The sequence below is a fragment of the Thermodesulfomicrobium thermophilum DSM 16697 genome (assembly GCF_059568695.1).
In genome coordinates, this window is the sequence record NZ_JCANTW010000018.1 from 1 (window position 1) to 17584 (window position 17584).

14 protein-coding genes and 1 CRISPR repeat array are annotated in these 17584 nt (G+C 64.9%); of the genes, 12 read left to right on the top strand and 2 right to left on the bottom strand.

The features are described 5' to 3' along the window. From BR00_RS10820 to BR00_RS10870, 11 genes are all read left to right on the top strand, one after another. On the top strand, window positions 1-525 hold a 525-nt coding region (locus BR00_RS10820), incomplete at its 5' end, for a PD-(D/E)XK nuclease domain-containing protein (protein WP_496477613.1). Between the two features lie 109 nt (window positions 526-634). After that, window positions 635-2221, top strand: coding sequence for a CRISPR-associated primase-polymerase type A1 (locus tag BR00_RS10825; protein ID WP_496477614.1), 1587 nt, complete (start codon window positions 635-637; stop codon window positions 2219-2221). A 9-nt stretch (window positions 2222-2230) separates the two neighbouring features. Further along, the gene (cas1, locus tag BR00_RS10830) at window positions 2231-3280 is read left to right on the top strand and encodes a CRISPR-associated endonuclease Cas1 (RefSeq protein ID WP_496477615.1); all 1050 of its coding nucleotides are present in this window, start codon (window positions 2231-2233) and stop codon (window positions 3278-3280) included. After that, the gene (gene cas2 / locus BR00_RS10835; protein ID WP_496477616.1) at window positions 3280-3558 is read left to right on the top strand and encodes a CRISPR-associated endonuclease Cas2; all 279 of its coding nucleotides are present in this window, start codon (window positions 3280-3282) and stop codon (window positions 3556-3558) included. The genes cas1 and cas2 overlap by 1 nt, the downstream gene beginning before the upstream one ends. 38 nt (window positions 3559-3596) lie before the next feature. Beyond that, the gene (gene csx16 / locus BR00_RS10840) at window positions 3597-5201 is read left to right on the top strand and encodes a CRISPR-associated protein Csx16 (protein ID WP_496477617.1); all 1605 of its coding nucleotides are present in this window, start codon (window positions 3597-3599) and stop codon (window positions 5199-5201) included. 128 nt (window positions 5202-5329) lie between these two features. Beyond that, window positions 5330-5810: a CRISPR direct-repeat array (repeat unit 36 nt; unit sequence CTCTGAATGCATGACCCGATTCGAGGGGATTAAGAT). Between the two features lie 229 nt (window positions 5811-6039). Beyond that, window positions 6040-6984, top strand: coding sequence for a hypothetical protein (locus BR00_RS10845; RefSeq protein WP_496477618.1), 945 nt, complete (start codon window positions 6040-6042; stop codon window positions 6982-6984). A 9-nt stretch (window positions 6985-6993) separates the two neighbouring features. Beyond that, window positions 6994-7980: a hypothetical protein gene (locus BR00_RS10850; RefSeq protein ID WP_496477619.1), complete on the top strand. Its 987-nt coding sequence runs from the start codon at window positions 6994-6996 to the stop codon at window positions 7978-7980. Next, window positions 7970-9964 (top strand): hypothetical protein, encoded by a 1995-nt coding sequence (locus BR00_RS10855; RefSeq protein WP_496477620.1) that lies wholly within the window; start codon window positions 7970-7972, stop codon window positions 9962-9964. Before BR00_RS10850 ends, BR00_RS10855 begins: the two co-directional genes overlap by 11 nt. A gap of 11 nt (window positions 9965-9975) precedes the next feature. Beyond that, complete coding sequence (locus tag BR00_RS10860) at window positions 9976-11859, top strand: CRISPR-associated ring nuclease (protein WP_496477621.1); 1884 nt, start codon at window positions 9976-9978, stop codon at window positions 11857-11859. After that, on the top strand, window positions 11856-12440 hold the full coding sequence (locus BR00_RS10865; RefSeq protein WP_496477622.1) for a hypothetical protein: 585 nt from the start codon (window positions 11856-11858) through the stop codon (window positions 12438-12440). Before BR00_RS10860 ends, BR00_RS10865 begins: the two co-directional genes overlap by 4 nt. A gap of 9 nt (window positions 12441-12449) precedes the next feature. Next, entirely contained in the window at window positions 12450-13550 is a 1101-nt protein-coding gene (locus BR00_RS10870; RefSeq protein ID WP_496477623.1) for a putative CRISPR-associated protein, read from the top strand. On the opposite strand, the gene BR00_RS10875 is transcribed toward BR00_RS10870, so the two are convergent. Together BR00_RS10875 and BR00_RS10880 are read right to left on the bottom strand one after the other, a co-directional pair. After that, window positions 13547-14794, bottom strand: a complete 1248-nt coding sequence (locus BR00_RS10875; RefSeq protein WP_496477624.1) for an EAL domain-containing protein — start codon at window positions 14792-14794, stop codon at window positions 13547-13549. The genes BR00_RS10870 and BR00_RS10875 overlap by 4 nt on opposite strands. Before the next feature lie 2 nt (window positions 14795-14796). Beyond that, a complete protein-coding gene (locus tag BR00_RS10880) occupies window positions 14797-16035 on the bottom strand; it encodes a methyl-accepting chemotaxis protein (protein ID WP_496477731.1) in 1239 nt (412 codons plus the stop codon). Between the two features lie 266 nt (window positions 16036-16301). On the opposite strand from BR00_RS10880, the gene BR00_RS10885 reads away from it, so the two are divergent. Then, complete coding sequence (locus tag BR00_RS10885; RefSeq protein WP_496477625.1) at window positions 16302-17576, top strand: IMP cyclohydrolase; 1275 nt, start codon at window positions 16302-16304, stop codon at window positions 17574-17576. Window positions 17577-17584: the final 8 nt, after the last annotated feature.

A 17584-nucleotide genomic window follows, 5' to 3' on the forward strand; every position in this document is an offset into this window, starting at 1 on the left:
GTGCTCACGGCCTACACCTTGCGCGTGCCCAACCTGGAAGTACGCATGGCCCTCAACCGCTCCCTCTTGGCCGCCTGGATCCCCAACGACGCTGAGGTCATGCGCCACGCCCTCCCCCTTCGCCGCGCCTTTGCCGCAGCAGACACCCAGGCGGTGCGCCAACACTTCGAGCGCCTCTTTGCCGGCATCCCCCATAGCTGGTACGACACCAGCCCCATCGCCCAGTACGAAGGCTATTTCGCCAGTGTGTTCTACAGCCACCTGGCCTCGCTCGGGCTCTCCATCATCGCTGAAGACGTAAGCAGCTTTGGCCGCTGCGACCTGACGGTGCGGCACCACGACACGGTGTGGATCTTCGAGTTCAAGGTCATCCACCAGGACACCCCCACCGGCACCGCCCTTACCCAGATCCAAACCAAAAACTACGCCGCCAAATACCGCGCCCCAGGGGTGCGGGTCCTGGAAGTGGGAGTGGAATTCAGCGCCGCCCAACGCCAAATCGTGGGGTGGGAGGTAGGGGCCTAGCGACGCCGACCCGCAGGCCCCGGGCAAGCATCGCGGGAGAGGCGCAAAATCTCAGCCGCCGCTCCCGTACTCCTTGGAGAAAGGGACACACCTTCTTCAAGGAGCCGCCATGGCCGCCACGCCCCAACCACGCCCCGTGGATTTTGGTCTCATCCTCGCTCGCCTGGAGCACCTTGCCCTCACCGGCGCAGATCCAGAGGCCCTCCGGCAGCTTCTGTCCGAGCGGGAACTGCTCGAGGAACTGGATGCCTCGCAGCTGCTGCGCTGGGCCCGCTGCGCGCAAATGGCCCAAGACCGCGACGCAGCGCACGCAGCCTTGGAAACCCTCCACCAGCGCTTCCCGCACGACCCCCTCGGCTGGCAGGAACACCACGCCCTCCTTGAGACCCTCGGCGATACGCCAGGGCTCATGCGCCTGCGCGCCCTCTGCCAACAACTGGCCCCCCAGCACCTGGGGATCGTATCCCCCGCACCCAACCCCAGTCCGGAGCCTCAAGAACCCGCGGTGCCCGAAGCCCCGTTTACGCGCCAGGCGCACATGGAAGAACTCATCCGCCACTACATGCACATCTTCCGCGGCCGCGAAGACTGCTTCGCCCGGCAGTGGGTGGACAAGGCCACCGGCAAAAGCGGCTACGTGCCGGTGCGCGAACCGCTGACGCCGGCGGCTGTGCGCGAGCACCTGGCGGGACTGCGCACCTACGGCATCTATCTCCTGACCCAAAGCGGCCGCACCTATCTGGGCGTCATCGATGCGGACCTGCGCAAGGAGCTGCGGGGCGCGCGCCTCGATGGCCGCGAACGCCACACCGTGCGCCGAGAGCTCGCCTACCTCCTCGGGCGCCTCCCTGGGCTTGCCGCGGAGCAGAAGCTCCATTGCATCACGGAATTCAGCGGCGGCAAAGGCTATCATTTCTGGTTCCCCTTCGCCGAACCCGTGGACCCTGCTGCCGTCCGCACCGCCCTGGGGCGACTGACGGCCCGCCTGCAGCCGGACCTCACCGCCTTCCATTTGGAGGTCTTCCCCAAGCAAGACACCCTGTCCGGCAAGGGGCTGGGGAACCTCGTCAAACTCCCCCTGGGCATCCACCGCCTCTCGGGCAAGCCCTCCCGCCTTTTGCCCGGCACCCGGGAGGACATGGTGCGGCAACTGGAGCGGCTGCAAGGCGTTGTCCTCAATGCGGCATCCGTGCTGGAGAGCCTGCCGCCTGCGGCCCCGGTGCTCCCCCATCCGGCGGCCACGGCGTGGGCGGAGGACTTTCCCAACCTCCACACCCTGACCCAGGCCTGCCCGCTCGTGGCCGGCATCGTCGCCCTGTGCCGGCAAAGACGCACCCTGTCCCTGCGCGAAGAGCGCGTCCTCTTGGGCACCATCGGTTTTTTGCCCAAGCGCCGTCAGGTCCTCCACGCCCTGTTGGGGGACCAAGAAAACTACAACCCGCACCTGGTGGACTACAAAATCTCCCGTCTGCGGGGAACTCCGCTGGGCTGCCGCAAGATCCACGCCCTGCTGGAAAGCACCCGGGACCTCTGCCCCGCTCCCGGCCCGGTGCGCTACCTCCACCCCTTGGTGTTCGTCCCCGGCTGGCGCCTCGAACAGGCCGAGGTCTCGGAGCGCATCACCAATCTCCAGGACGCGCTGCGGGAACTCCGCCGCGCCATGGATCTGGTGCACCGATTTTTGCCAGCCCACTAGGAGCGCCTCGTGGAACGCGTCTATGTGCTGGAACCTGGGGCCTACCTGCGCAAGGAAGACGACAACCTGGCCGTGGTGCGCCACGGCCGTACCGTAGAGCGCGTGGCCTTCGATGGCCTCAAAACCCTCACCGTGATGGGCTATGGCTCCCTGTCTGGGGCCGTGCTCAAGGCCTTGGTGCAGCACCGGGTAGAAACCGTACTGTTGTCGCCCACCGGCCGCTTCGAGGCCCGACTGGTCCTTGACGAGCACAAGCACGTGGAGCGCCGCCGGGCCCAATACCTCGTGCTCTCCAACCCGGCCAGGGCAGCCCAGATCGCCCGCAGCATCGTGGCCGGCAAGCTTCGCGCCCAGGCCCGGTTTCTCCTGTTGCGCGGCCAGCAATATGGCGATGAACGCCTGCTCGCCGCAGGCGCGGCCATCCGCGCCCTGGAGCGCGGACTCCCGGCGCAGCCATCCTTGGAACTGGTACGCGGCGCCGAAGGCCACGGCAGCCGCATCTATTTCGGGGTCTTCGGCCTGCTTGTGCGCAACCCCGCCTTCACCTTCACCGGCCGCACCCGCCGCCCCCCTCGGGACCCCATCAATGCCCTGATCTCCTACGTCTCCACCGTGCTCACGGCCGAAGTGCTCTCCGCCATCTCCCGCGTGGGCCTCGACCCCTACCTGGGCGCCCTGCACGAAGTGGCCTACGGCCGGCCATCCTTGGCCTGCGACCTGGTCGAAGAATGGCGCACCTTCGTGGCCGACCGCCTCGTCCTCGGGCTGGTGAACCGCCGCGCCGTCAGCCCCGAAGGCTTCATCCTGCGCTCCGCCCCCGAGGCCTTCGCCCACGAAGACGAACTCACGGAAAAACGCCCGGTGTCCATGAAGCCAGGCACCATCCGCGCCCTCATGGAGAGCTACGACACCTGGATGACCACCCGCACCCGGGACCCCATGGCCGACGACCACACCACGCTGCGGGAACTCATCCTGCGGCAGGTGCGCCGCTTCGCCGCCCACCTCACCGGCGAAGCCCCTGAGTACCGCCCTTTCCCTTGGGAGCTTGTCCGCTGATGTTCTACGTCATCTGCTACGACATCGCCGAGGACCGCGCCCGCACCAAGGCCGCCAAACTCCTGGACGGCTACGGCCGACGGGTGCAAAAGTCCGTGTATGAATGCGAACACATAAGCGAGCGCCAACTCCTGCGGCTCCTTGACAAGCTCGAACGCCTCTTGGACCATACCAGCGACAGCGTGCGCTGCTACCGCCTCTGCCGCAGCTGTCTTACGGATTTCGAAGGCCTGGGGATCGGCGAGCCGCCGCGCCCGCGCTCCAGCGCCTACCTGTAGCGGAATTGGGCGCCTTGCCTTGATCCTCCGGAGGAACCATGCACGAATCCACCCCCCACCTCATCTCCTTTCTCGGCACGGGAAACTACCAGCCTGTCACCTATCGCTTCCACCCCGAAGTCCCAGGGGTCGAGACTCGCTACGCCGCCCTGGCCATCCGCAAGCTCCTTGGCCCAGGACGCACCACCATCTTCGCCACGGCCAAGGCCATGGAAACCCACGGGGCCGGCATCGCCGCCGCCTTTGCCGAGGCAGGGCTCGACCAGCCCCAAATCGTCCCCATCACCAACGGCGCAACCCCGCAGGAGCTGCAGGCCAACTTCCGCACCCTGCTCGATACCATGACCGCGACCACCGCCCCGCTGGTGGTGGACATCACCCACGGCTTTCGCTCCCAACCGTTCTTTGCCGGCGCGGCCCTGCACCTCTACCGCGCCCTGGGAGAGTCCCAGCCCATCCAGGTCCTCTACGGCGCCTACGAGGCCAAGGGCGAGCACAACGAGGCCCCCATCTGGGACCTGACCGCCTTCGTGGAGACCGCAGACTGGAGCACCGCCATCGCCACCTTTCTCGCCACCGGCCATGGCACCGCCCTGGCCGATCTCGCCGAGAGCACCGGCCGCGCCTGGGGCAAAGCCTGGGGACTTTCCGGCAGACAGGGCGATCCGCCCCAACTGCTCGGCTTGGCAACCGCCCTGCGCAGCGTCTGCCAGGCCCTGGACGGCATCCGCATCGGCGAGCTCCTCCTCCCGCCTGCCCCTGGCAGAACCTCCTTGGTCACCGGCCTGCTGGAGGCCATCGCCAACGTCCGGCCCCAGTTGGAAGAGCGCCTCCCCGTGCTCCAGGAACCCATGAACCGCTTGGAAGCGATGCTGCGCCCCCTGTCCCTCACGGAAAACCACCTGGCATCGGATGCCGGCCACAACGCCCTCGCGGCCTTGGCCCAGATCTACCTTGATTGGGGCCGTCTGGCCGAGGCGGCGGTGGTCCTGCGCGAAGGCTGGACCTGCCGCCTGGCCCCGCCCGAAGCCACCTGCCCTACCCAGCCCGGCTTCGACGAAGCCCAACGCCGCCATTGGGACGCCGTCTTTGCCGAGATACGGGATATCGCCGGTCCTGTGGCCGAAGTGCGTAACGACATCCAGCACGGCGGCATGAAGAAACGCCCCCTGCCCAAAGACAGGGTCCGCCCCCGCCTCGAGGCCGAAGTGCAGCGCTTCGCCGCCTCTGGCCGCATCGAGCCTCCAACGTCCACCGGCAGCGTGTGGTTCGTCTCCCGGCATCCCGGGGCCAAGGAATGGGCAAAGCGCCAAGGGATCAGCATCTCCCGCATGGTGGATCACCTCGACCCGGAACAGATTCAGCCCGGAGACACCGTCATCGGCACCCTGCCCATCCACCTGGCCGCCCAAGTATGCCAGCGTGGAGCGCGGTTCTTCTTCCTGTCCCTGGACCTCCCACCAGAGGCCCGGGGAGAAGAATTGTCCCTCGAAGATATGGAGCACTACGGTGCCTGCCTGCAAGAGTTCGAGGTTCGAAAGCGCGAAACCATCCCACCCACGGACCTGACCACTCCGTCGGTTTCAGCCACCCAACCCACGGAAAAGACAGACCCAGACAAAAACCGATCCATGAGTGATTGACCCCCTTGAAAACAAGAACAATTTTGACTAAAAAACATCGCACAGCCTTTCCCGAGGACCGAAAAATCGGAGGATTCGTGAACGCACCAGCGCCAAGCCGCTCCCCACATGGGCTCCCTCCATCCGCACTCTGAATGCATGACCCGATTCGAGGGGATTAAGATTTGGTGATGCCAAGGAGACACAACCGCAAGGCATCCTTGGTTTCTCTGAATGCATGACCCGATTCGAGGGGATTAAGATTCTGAGGCGCAGACCTTGCAGGAGTATCTGTCTTGATCTCTGAATGCATGACCCGATTCGAGGGGATTAAGATCCGGTAAAGCGCCATTTCGGTCCACTGACCAACTTGGCTCTGAATGCATGACCCGATTCGAGGGGATTAAGATCGCACGATGCGCTGGACTTCGTTGCCGTCAGCGTTACGCTCTGAATGCATGACCCGATTCGAGGGGATTAAGATTCAATCCGCGCTCCTTCCGGGAGCTCCGTTGCGCCCCTCTGAATGCATGACCCGATTCGAGGGGATTAAGATGATATGTAGAAAATAAGGGAGACCAAAGTCTCCCTTTCCTCTGAATGCATGACCCGATTCGAGGGGACTGCAGGCCCAAGCTGTTTCACAGGAAACAATCAGAACCAAGGAGCCGTGCGGCTGGGGGGAATGCTGCATGGCTGCGCATTGCGGTTGGCCTAGATCGCCGCATGCACACCGCCAGCCACGGCCCGGCAAGTGCATTGAAATCACTGCGGCCGTGCGCTATGGAGGCACAGGCATGGCGCAGCGTCCACAACGCGGCCTGCGCCCGATCCTCCACCACCAACCCTACCCCCTTCCATGACGGCCAACGCAACCATCCACCAATGGCTTCGCAGTGAGGATTTTCTGGATCTTTTACGCCAGGCCCTCGATGGGGACGATCTCGACCATCTCCATGACCTCTGGATCTTTCTCCAGGAGCGACTGGCCAACGATCTCCACTTCCATCACTTGGTGGCGATCCAAAACATCGACGCCATCAGTGCCAAGATAGACTACCTCCAGAAAAAATTCTTCCAAGAACAAAAACGGGACCTGCTCTACCAACGGGTGCGGCAATCCTTGAAGCAATTTCCCGAGGCAGGGTATCATCTGCGCGGCAGTTATGCCGCTTACGGAGATCCTCAAGGCCAGCCACTGCCGGCGTACAAGGAACTTCGAGGACGCAACTTCCAACCCCAATTGCTTGCAAACAAAGATATTCGCAACTCAAAAGACATTCTCGAAGTGGCGCTCCACTTTTTCCATCAGGCAAAAGCATTCTTGGGATATGCCCCGAGCATCCATCTGCGGGAGTTTTGCGCCTTCCTGCGCCAGCACTATGACACAAGCATCTACGACCGCAACGAGATCTCCTTGGAAGAAGGTTCGGACGCCGAGGAAGACAGCCCCAGTCTTTTGCAACGCTTGGGAGAGGCCACCGACTACGAAGCCGCCATCACGCGCGGCCGCCTCGAGGCCATTGTCACGGCTGCGGCCCAAAGTTTGGAACCCAAGGCCGCCTTGGTCTTGTGCTATCTGGAACACTGCGGCTGGCGCATGGAAGACGCCGCCCGGGCATTGGGGTATGCGGCCGCATGCGGCATCTCGGCCATCAAGAAGCGCGCCTATCTCACCTTGCGGCAGGTGCTCGAACCCCATGCCGGGCTTGGCGAGGCGGACTTGGACCCCAACCTCTTCGAGGCCTTTCGTGAGCGCCTCTGGGACGTTTTGTGCCAGCAGGTGGACTGCCGCCAACCATAGGAGGCCGCTATGTCTCTGCTCCGCGCCGCGTGGCGCTTGATGCTCACCGAACGCACCCTGCCGCCCACAGGAACGCCGTGGCCGTGGCCGCGCAAGGCCCTGAGCGTCCATTGGCCAGAGATCGTCCCCGGCGAGCGCCCCCAACCCGCAGCCGGCCAGATCTGGAGCCTTGCCCAGCGCTTGGGGGGCTGGCTGCATCCGGGCCGCTACATCCACCCGCCCCTTGTGCTGGTGCTGGAGGTGCTCCCCGGGGCGCACCTGTGGGGGGCGCAGCTCTTCGACACCCCGGAGTTGGCCGGACCAGGAGACGTGCCCCTCGCCCCAGGGCAGGGTCTGGCCGAGGCCTGGAATACCGCCATCCTCCCCGTCCAGACGCTGGAGCAGCACCTGGGAGACGTCTCTCCAGGGCACCTGCACGCCGTGCGCGAGGCCGCCCAAGGAGAGTATTGCGTGCCTGAAGACTCGGGGATCGCCGCCTTCCGGCTCCTGGAAGCAGACGTGGCCCAGTTCATGGTCCTGCGCAGCCGCGACCTGGACGCCAGCGCCGCCGAGTCCACCCGCCGCCGGGTACTGCGCTTTCACCCAGGCATCGCACAGCCTGAAGACCTCGACCCCTGGCGCGCCCTGGCCACCGCCACGCTGCCCCCGGAACTGACCGCCGTGGCCGCGGCCGACACCCCGGAGCACATCCCCTACACCCGCGTCCTTTTGGGCCAGGCGCAGGAAATGCCGTGCCACGGTTTCTTAGCCACCCAATACCAGCGCCGACTCGATGGCGACACCATCCGCATCACCGGCGTCCTGGATCCTGCAGCGCGCAAGGGCACGCTCTACGCCTGGTGGCAGCACAAGCTCCACATGCGAGAAGGGGTCTGCCGTCTGGACCCCCACACCGGGATGTTCCGCGCCGATTTTCCCGGCCACGGGACCGAATCCTTCCTCATGGGCCGACCGCTGCTCCTGCTCGTGGACGACTCCGCATCCCATGCCCGGTAATCTGGATTCCCTGGACTTCGACCTCGCCGACGGGGTGGCATCTTTTGCCATCCCGCCTCATCCTGGCATCTGGGGCAGACACGCCCAGGGGCCAACCCTCGATCGCATCCTCGCCGCCGCGCCCCCGGCGTTTTCCCGGCTGCTTGTGGCCTGCCACCTCCTCTGGCCCCAGCACCGCCCCGCGTGGGCGCGCCCCCACATCGCCGCCCTGGCGCGCGACCTGTGGGACGTGCCCTTGGACGTCCTGGAGCACGCCCCCTGGCGGCTGGCCCTGGTGCCCACCGCTGGACCAGAAGGGGCGGTGGTGGCCCATGTGCTGGTAGGCTTTGGCCCGTTGCCCGAGGCAAAGACCGCCGCCCTGTGGTCTGATAGCGCCGCCCGCCACGCCGCCGCCACCGTGACCCAGGTGGTGGCGCAGCGCCGCGGCCGCACCCCATGCCTCCTGCCCCTGGCACCCCACGAACGGCTGGTGGGGGCGTCGTTGGCCCTGCCGTGCGCCTTGGCCGCCCTGGCCGCCCTCGACGACCTCGCCCTTCCCGAAGACGTCATCGCCACCGGCGGCCTCGACCCCCAAGGCCATGTCCTGCCCGTGGCCGAGGTCGCCACCAAGACCCAATGCCCTGGACGCCTTTTCCTCTACCCCCAAGGCTGCGCCGCGCCGCCATGCTCCCACGCCGTGGCCGTGACCACCCTGGACGAGGCCTGGGCCATTCTGCGCTGGGCCCGCAGCCCTGAGGCCGCCGCCAAACTCCTCGTGATCCGGCGTCTGCTGGAAAACGCCCCCTCCCAGCCGGAATCCGGCGCTCTGGCCGCAGAGCTCGCCACGCTCCCCGGGGTCCTTGCCCCCTGGGTGCGGCACCAGCGCCACGAGATCACCCGCGCCCTCTGCCGCGCTCCAGACCTGCACCGGCTGGTGGACGCCCTCCCCAAGCTTCCGGAAAATCTTCAAGAAGCCCTTCTCGCGTGCATGAACGCCACCGTGGCCGACCATCAACCCCAGGCCGCCTGGAAGCTCGCCATGCTCCAAATGGAACGGGCCAACCACCGCGGCGATGTCACGGCTTTTTCCACCTGGAAGACCATCGCCCGGCAGCACGAGTCTGCCGTACCCTACCAGGAAGACGGCCCACAAAGCATTGTGCTCCACGCCGTCATCAAGGCCATCGGCGAGCGCCACAACCGCTACGACTTTCCGCTCGCGCTGCCCCTCAGCGCCCACGAACGCGAAGCCCTGGAAGAGCTGGAGGCCACCTGGGAGCGCCGCCGCCGGCGCTTCGGGCCACGTCCCTGCATCATCCTCGGCCAATACTACGGCACCCTGGGGCAGCACTACGGCTTTCTCGGCCCTGCATACCTCCCACAGTGCATCGCCCTGCTGCGCAAGGCCGAGGAGGCCTTCTGCGCCCCCCGCACCGGCAGGTGGGACGACATCGAGCGCGACCGGCTCTACGCCATCATGGCCTGGACGAGCGCCGGCGAGCACGCGCAAGCCGCCGCGGAGCTGAACGCCCTGATCCGGCGCCGCGGCACAATCGCGGCCCTCAATGCCTACGAACTCCACGCCCTGCTGCGGGTGTCCGGCGACGCCCGCCTGCCCCTTGAGCCTGGCGTCACCACCGCCATCCGCAAGCGCGTGGACCAGGACGGCGAGGCGCGCCACCCCTGGCAGCTCGTGGCCATGAATCTGGCCCGGCATCTGGCGCACGAAGATCCCCAGGCCGCCCGAGCACTTGCGGAAAAAAGCGCCCGATGGTGCGCCCGCATGGGCCCCACGGTGCAGGTCATGGCGCTGCTCCCCTTGGCATTGCTCCAAAGCCTCGGGGTTTGCGTCCCTGAAGAACCGGTGGCGCAGGCCTTGGCTCCGGTGCGCAGCGAGCTGCTGCACCCGCCGCATTTCGCGCCGCTTTTGGACCGTCACGCCCCAGCGGTCCTGGACCTGGTCGCCCGCCAGCCAGCCCGATTTTTCCCCTACACCTATCACTGAGGAGCCCGCCCATGGCGCAACTCTTCATCACCGTGGGGACCGCACCCGCCGTGGTTCTTGAGGCCGTCGGTCTCATGCTCCAGCACCAGCGCCTCGATGCGGTCCACGTCATCGCCAGCGCCTCCAAGCGCATCGAAACAACCATGCTGCACCAATTCTTCCAGGCTCAAAAGATGGATTACTCCATCACCCGAGTGGCAGACTTCTCGGACTTGGGCACTCCCAACGATCACGAGCGGTTCGAAGAAGTGCTCCTGCGCTGGCTCCTGCACCGCATGCACCCGCTTCCCCGGACAGAACGATGGGTATGCCTTGCCGGCGGCTTCAAGACCATGTCCGCAGCCATGCAGCAGGCCGCCGAACTCTTTGGAGCGCAGGAAGTCTTCCACGTCCTGGCCACTCCCATGTTCGGCGCCGAGGCAGGCCGAAAGCGCGAGCCCAGTACCGCCGAGGAGGTGGAAGAGGCCTTGCGCCGACATGGCGTGCATTGGATCTGCCTCGGTGGCCAGACGGGATGGCCCCAGGTGCAGCGGCTGCGAAGCGCGGACTACCCACTGGTGTTGGAAAAAGGTGACGCCGTCGGCGAATTCAAGGCGTACCCGACCCCTGGTTCGTCTCTCCGAGAATACGTCGCTGCAATGCGCCGGCGGAGCATCCACGTGAGCCACCACTTCGAGCGCCTTGCACGCCTGCCGTTTCCGATACTGGCCAGTTGGTCGCCCCAGGAGCTCCAATGGCTCGAAGAGCCCCTTGATGGAGAAAATGACCGCACGTGGGTGCGATCCCTCCCCAAGATCGACCTCCACTGCCATCTGGGAGGATTCGCCACCCACGGCACGGACCTCGAGGCAGTGCGCCAGGCCGCCTGCTTCCCAGAAAAACTGCCCACCCAACCCGTCCCGGAGTTTCCGCCCGGCTGGCCGGTACCCCCGGAACCCATCACCCTCGCCGAGTACACCCGCCTGGGGGACGCCACCGGCACCCGATTACTGCGCGACCCCGGTTGTCTTCAACGGCACTGCCAACTGCTCTACGAGACCCTGGCTGAAGACGGCATCGTCTATGCCGAGGTGCGCTGCTCTCCCGCCAACTACGCCACCGACGAGCGCAGCCCCTGGGAGGTACTCACCGACATCCGCAATATCTTCCAGGCATGCATGCAGGATGATCGGTGTCACGTAAACCTCATCCTCATCGCCACCCGCAGGCAAAGCGGGAATTTCCGCACCCACATGGCCCGGCACATCAGCCTGGCGGTGACCGCCGCCGAAAGATGGCAGGAAGGTTGCCGGGTGGTGGGTGTGGATCTGGCGGGCTACGAAGACCGCGAAACCCGTCCCCATCTCTTCCGCGAGGAGTTCACCGCCGTGCACCGCTGTGGCCTGGCCCTTACGGTACACGCCGGGGAGAACGACGACGCGGAAGCCATCTGGCGGGCAGTGTTCGATCTCAATGCCCGGCGCCTGGGGCATGGTCTGCGGCTCATGAGCGACGACGACACGCTGCTCAACTCCGTCGTGAGCCGCCGTATCGCGGTGGAACTCTGCCCTTACGCCAACTACCAGATCCGCCACCCGGCGCCCAACCTCGTGCCCCAACAGGAATGCTTTGCATGCCTGGACGTCCCTGCCACCGACCGTATGACCTACCCCCTTCGCGAGTATTTACGCAAAGGCGTGGCGGTGACCATCAACACCGACAACATTGGCATCAGCCAGGCGAACCTCACCGACAACTGGATCTTCACCGCCAGACTCTGCCCCGGCATCACCCGCATGGAACTGCTTGCGACCCTGCGCCACAGCCTGGAGGCGGCATTCATCGGTCACAACGAACGCCAAGGGCTACTCGAAAAAATCAGCCACCACCTCAATCCCCAGTGGAGCACCCCATGACCGAAAGCGTCCTGTGCACCCCGACCGCGGCTCTCCCCCAAGACTGGCTGCCCCAAGCCGGGGCCATTGCCATGGATATGGACGCCTGGCTGCATCATTTGGCCCCCATCCCGCCCCATTGGGTGCCTCGGACCGAGGCCGAGAATGATCCTTCCTGGAAGCAATGGATCCCCTACGCTATCCTCCAAAATTCCGCTGGTCGCATCGCCGCCTATCCTCGCCACGGCAGCGAATCCCGACTCCACGGCCTCTGGTCCATTGGCGTGGGCGGACACGTGAACCCGCAGGATGCGCGCCGTCCCTTTTGCTGGAAAACCACCCTCATCGCCGGACTCTTGCGGGAAATCCAGGAAGAATTCCCGGCTGCTGGCCACGGCGACAGCCGCTTTTGCGGACTCGTGCACGAAAGCCGCACCGCCGTGGGGGCGGTGCACATCGGTGCGGTCTTCCTCCACCACGTGGACATCCGCGGCGCAGCCCCAGCAGCCGAACTCGCAGGACTCCAATGGCTGCCGCCCCAAGAACTCCGCAGCCTGCCCCTGGAGCTCTGGTCCGCCCTTGCCCTTGACCTTCTGCCTTGAGGACGCCGTATGCCCACACTCATGGTTTCCACCTGCGGCACCAGCCTGCTGATGAACACCAATCCCGAGGCGCGCCAACGTATTCACGCCCACGCCAATGTCCCTAGCGCCGATGCATTGGATCCAGAGACGCGCGCAGCGCTCCGCGCCTGTGTCGCAACCGCGCAAAAACGCCTGGAGGAGGCAAGCGTCACGGAAATGTGCCGCCTCAGCGCCGAGCTCAATGCCATCGTCCGCTTCTTCCATGGGGATCTCAAGGCGCAAAGGGACATCCAGCATCTGCTCTTGGCCACCGACACCTTCCTTGGTGAGGAAGCCGCCACGGCCATCGCCGCGGCGCTCCAGCGCCATGGCCACAGCGCCCGCGTGCAGCGCATCACGGACCTGCGCACGAGCGACCTGGCGGAGTTCCGATTGGCCATGAGCGAAATCGTCCGTCTCTGCGCGCACGAGATCCAATCCTACCGCCAGCGAGGCTACCGCGTCGTGTTCAATCTCACCGGAGGCTTCAAGAGTGTCCAAGGCTTCATGCAGGCCCTGGGAATGATCTACGCCGATGAGAGCATCTATATCTTCGAGAACACCTCCGAGCTGCTACGGTTGCCCAAACTTCCCCTCGCCGAGCCCGACGTCCTTACCATTGTCCGCGAACACCAACGGATATTCCGCCGCCTGGAGGCCGGCCTTCCGGTGCGCAGCGAAGACGCACGTCAGGTCCCGGAAACGCTGCTCATGGAACTGAACGGCATGGTGACCTTCTCCATCTGGGGCGAACTCATCTGGAACGAAGGGCGAAAGCGACTTTTCCAGGAGCGCATCTGGGAATCTGTGGATCCCAAGATCCAATTCGGACCAGATTTTCTCTCCTCCACCGACAAATGCAGCGCCGCGGAGAAGGCGCATATCAACGAACGCATCTTGGATCTGACCCGATTGCATTGCGGCCCTGGCATCAACCTCAACCGGCTCGATGTCAAAAAGCTCCGCCAACCAGAAAAAGGCTCCACCCACGAATGCGATGCCTGGGCCGATAAAGGAGCCAAACGTATCTTCTTCCACTATGAAGAAGAAAGTATCGTGCTTGATCGTCTCGGTCTTGGCCTCCACTAGAGATCATAGCCATTGTCTCCAACCGGAAAGAGTTGATCGAAATCCTCTTCTATAAAGTCAACACACAAAAAATAGTTTCGTCCGTCTCTTGCCTGAAATGCATAGGAAACGGTACGGCATATGGACCGAGTTGCATAGGACACATAACGGCTGGATATATACCATTCTTTATGTAATCTTCTTGGAACAGCGATATAGTCTTTGATTCCATGATCGGTGCCTGGGGGAGCTTTTTGGAAAAGCATACTCCCGTTTCCATGATCGCGATTCTGACACACGGTGGTGCTTATCTGGATACCACGGACGTCGGTCACGAAAATACAGTCCACATCGTTGGAAAGCCGGACGATCTCTTCGAGCACCACTCCGAACTCGGAGGGATCGCGTTGCCGAAGCACGTGCACCATTTCCTGCACCCGCTGCAGCATTTCTCGGGAACGACGTTTGGCGGTCACGATACAACGCCTGCGGTACTTCTCGAACTCCGTTGCCATGGCGTGGGCAGTCTGGGCCGCGGCAACAGCCGATGCCGCCGACGCCTCCGCTGGCCGGCCGAAAAAATACCCCTGAAAGAGGTCGAAGCCCGCAGCGGCCAAAGCCAATGCCTCCGCAGCGTTTTCCACTCCCTCCGCAAGCCCCAGAGCGCCTTGGCGACGACACAGGTCCGCCAACGAATGAAGCAGCAGGCGGCGGGCAGAAGACTGATGGGCACCTTGCACCAACCCGCGGTCGATCTTGATGATATCCGGGGCCACCTGGGCCAGACGGTCCAGGTTGGAGTGGGCGGCGCCGAAGTCGTCCAAGGCGATAAGGAATCCCTGTTGCCGATATTGCTTGGCAAAATCGTACAGCAGTTGGGCATCCGTCACTTGCTTCTCAGCAATTTCGATGACCACAGAGGAGGGGTGAATGCCGACCTCCTCGGCCATGCGGCGAATCCATTGGGAGCCCACCACAGTCGCAGTAAGAGCCGTAGGGTCCACATTGAGGAAGAGCATGGCCGACCCCAGGGACGAGGCGACAAAGGTCCGCAGCGCGGTTTCGCGGCACAGGCGGTCCAGTTCCAGGGCCAAGCCTTGCTGCCGAGCGGCCTCGAAAAGCGCCAAAGGGGGGATAGCCCCATGCTCGCCAACCCCCCGAGCCAGGGCCTCATAGCCGATGACCTGCCTGCGCCGGAGACTGACGATGGGCTGAAAATGCACCACTACCCGCCGGGCTGCCACAAGAGCGCGCACATCCACCATGGCTACACCCCTGAAACCAAGCGGCCGAGGTCCAGGTCTGCGCCCAGGATCCCCACCACCTTGCCCTGGGCGTCAACAATGGGCGTCGACACGGTGAGGCAGTAGTTTTCCGTGGCGGCAGACCGGTAAAAGTCGGAAATGTAGGTCTGCCCGCTTTGACTGGGGACGCGGAACCACGGCCGGTGGGACCAATCCTTGCCAAGGCCCGTATCTCCATAGGCCGCAGTGACGGTCCCCACATTGCGCACCACTTGGCGCCCCTGCAGATCGGTGACGTAGAGCAACTCAAACAGGCCAAGCTCAAGGGCGCGCCTCAAGGCCCCCTCCACCTGCGGGGGATGCATGGAGCGCACCGCCGGGTCCCGGGCCAGTTCCTCCACCGCCTGCCGACCCCGCTCATGGAGACCAAAGCGGATCCGCCCCACAGCCAGCAACTGGGCGTCTGCCTGCTCGCGCAGCTGCCGGGCCAAGCGCGCCAATGCCACGGCCTCTTCTTTTTGCCCGAGCGCACCGGCGTGCAGAGCCCGCAACTCTTCCTGCACGGATTCCACCGATTGGACCACTTCCCGCGCCTCATCGCAGATCTCCAAGGCACGGCTTCCGCCTTCTTCCACGCACGGCCGCGCCCCCTGAACATCCTCCAGGCACGCGGCCATGGCGCTGCGCACCTGCTGGGCCAAGCGCTCCACTTGGGCCACGGCAGTCACCATGGATGCCACGTGATTTTCAATTTCGTCATTTTGCCGTTCCACCCGGCTGGTCGACTCCATTGTCTGGCGCGCCAGGGAGCGCACCTCCGCCGCGATCACCGCAAAACCCCGCCCCGCATCACCGGCATGGGCCGCCTCGATGGTCGCGTTGAGAGCGAGCATATTGGTGGTGCGGGCGATGTTTTGGATGGTACTAGCAATAGCATGAATACCCTGGGTGCGCTCCTCCACTTCCCGGGTGCGGACCAGAAGCTCCGCCAGAGCGCCTTCGAGCGCCTTGAGCCGCTCCTCCGCAGTCCGCACCCGATCCGTCAACGAGGCCATGATGCCCGCCGCCTGCTGCGCCACATGCGATTGACGCTGCGCATGCAGATCCACGCCCTCGGCGCGCTCGGCCACGGCGCTCACATGCCCTTCCACCACGGCCAGCCGCTCCACGAAATCCTCCATGCCCCCCCGTACCCGGCCCCCCACTGCATCGAGCGGCGACGCCGCCGACTGTACCTCCATGGCGGCCTGCACGACGGCCATCAAACTGTGGTCCTGATCTCCGCCTCCACTGCAGGATTCTGCCTGCTGAGGTTTTCTCCAAAAATAGAAAAAATGCATATTTGCCTCCTGTTCCGAAAAGAGGCCAAAGCACATTGTATGCCACGGCCCGGCAGGGGACGGACGACCGTTGTGCGCGCCCCCACGCCCCCGCCGGGGATTCGAATCTTGCGTCTTCGGCTTGTTTGCCCTTTGTGCGCCCTTGTGGTAGCTGCGCGCTTTCTTGATTTTCAGAGTGGAGGACACCTGTGAGCGATCTCAAAGCCATGTACCGCACCATCCTCGGGGATCCCTTTCCCGAGACCTTGCAGCTGACCCTGGGGGAGGAAACCCTCTCCCTGCGCAAACGCCTCTGGAGCATCGACGGCGAGCGCCGGGGGCTGCGCTACGGTGAGAACCCGGATCAACCCGCGGCCCTGTACGCCGTGGAGGACGGTGGCCTCAACGCCGCAGGAGTGCCGCTCACCACACGCGTGCCCGGCCTGCTCTCCGCCATGACCGAGGCGGAGCTGCTGCAGTCGGGCAAGCACCCGGGCAAGATCAACCTCACGGACGTGGACAACGGCATCAACATCCTCCAATACCTCCACGCCAAGCCGGCGGCGGTCATCCTCAAGCACACCAACCCCTGCGGGGCGGCCTGGTCCGACGAAGGGTTGCGTACCGCCCTCACCCGGGCCTACGCCGCGGACCGCATCGCCGCCTTCGGCGGAGCGGTGGTGGTCAACCGGCCGCTCACCGAAGACTGCGCCCAGTTTCTGGTCGCGAGCTACTTCGAGATCGTCGCGGCCCCGGAGTACACTCCTGCGGCCCTGGAGGTCCTCGCCACCAAGAAGAACCTGCGCGTACTGCGCCTGCCGGGCCTTGCGCACCTGGAGGAGCTCCTCACCGCCCCGTTTTTGGACATCAAAAGCCTCACGGACGGCGGGCTCATCATCCAGACCTCCTTCCAAAACCGCATCCGCAGCACCGAGGACTTTCTTCCTGCCGAGGCCACCCAGGACGGAGTCACGGTCATGGCGCGCCGTCCCACGCCCAAGGAGGCCGAAGACCTGCTCTTTGCCTGGGCCGTGGAAGCCGGGGTGACGTCCAACTCCGTCATCTTCGCCCGTGACGGCGCCACCGTGGCCATCGGCACCGGCGAGCAGGACCGGGTGGGGTGTGTGGATCTCACCATCTACAAGGCCTTCACCAAGTACGCCGACGGCCTGGCCCGAGAAGAGACCGGACGCTCCATCTACGACTTGCGGCGGGCGGCCAAGACCGACGCGGGGCTGGCCCGCGCCCTGGAGGACATCGAGGCCCGCACCCGCGCCGCCCGCGGCGGGCTGCCGGGCTCCGTGCTCGTCTCCGACGGCTTCTTCCCCTTCCGCGACGGCGTGGATCTGGCCATCGAGCACGGGGTGACCGCCATCGCCCAGCCCGGCGGCTCCCTGCGGGACGCCGAGGTCATCGCCGCGGTCAACGAAGCCACGCCGCAAGTGGCCATGGTCTTCACCGGCCAGCGCTCCTTCAAGCACTAGGCGGGAGC

Excerpts from the sequence above, each read along its gene's own strand:
- BR00_RS10825 (WP_496477614.1), top strand. The coding sequence starts at position 635 with ATGGCCGCCACGCCCCAACCACGCCCCGTGGATTTTGGTCTCATCCTC.
- cas2 (WP_496477616.1), top strand. The coding sequence starts at position 3,280 with ATGTTCTACGTCATCTGCTACGACATCGCCGAGGACCGCGCCCGCACC.
- csx16 (WP_496477617.1), top strand. The coding sequence starts at position 3,597 with ATGCACGAATCCACCCCCCACCTCATCTCCTTTCTCGGCACGGGAAAC.
- BR00_RS10845 (WP_496477618.1), top strand. The coding sequence starts at position 6,040 with ATGACGGCCAACGCAACCATCCACCAATGGCTTCGCAGTGAGGATTTT.
- BR00_RS10850 (WP_496477619.1), top strand. The coding sequence starts at position 6,994 with ATGTCTCTGCTCCGCGCCGCGTGGCGCTTGATGCTCACCGAACGCACC.
- BR00_RS10855 (WP_496477620.1), top strand. The coding sequence starts at position 7,970 with ATGCCCGGTAATCTGGATTCCCTGGACTTCGACCTCGCCGACGGGGTG.
- BR00_RS10860 (WP_496477621.1), top strand. The coding sequence starts at position 9,976 with ATGGCGCAACTCTTCATCACCGTGGGGACCGCACCCGCCGTGGTTCTT.
- BR00_RS10865 (WP_496477622.1), top strand. The coding sequence starts at position 11,856 with ATGACCGAAAGCGTCCTGTGCACCCCGACCGCGGCTCTCCCCCAAGAC.
- BR00_RS10870 (WP_496477623.1), top strand. The coding sequence starts at position 12,450 with ATGCCCACACTCATGGTTTCCACCTGCGGCACCAGCCTGCTGATGAAC.
- BR00_RS10875 (WP_496477624.1), bottom strand. The coding sequence starts at position 14,794 with ATGGTGGATGTGCGCGCTCTTGTGGCAGCCCGGCGGGTAGTGGTGCAT.
- BR00_RS10880 (WP_496477731.1), bottom strand. The coding sequence starts at position 16,035 with ATGGCCGTCGTGCAGGCCGCCATGGAGGTACAGTCGGCGGCGTCGCCG.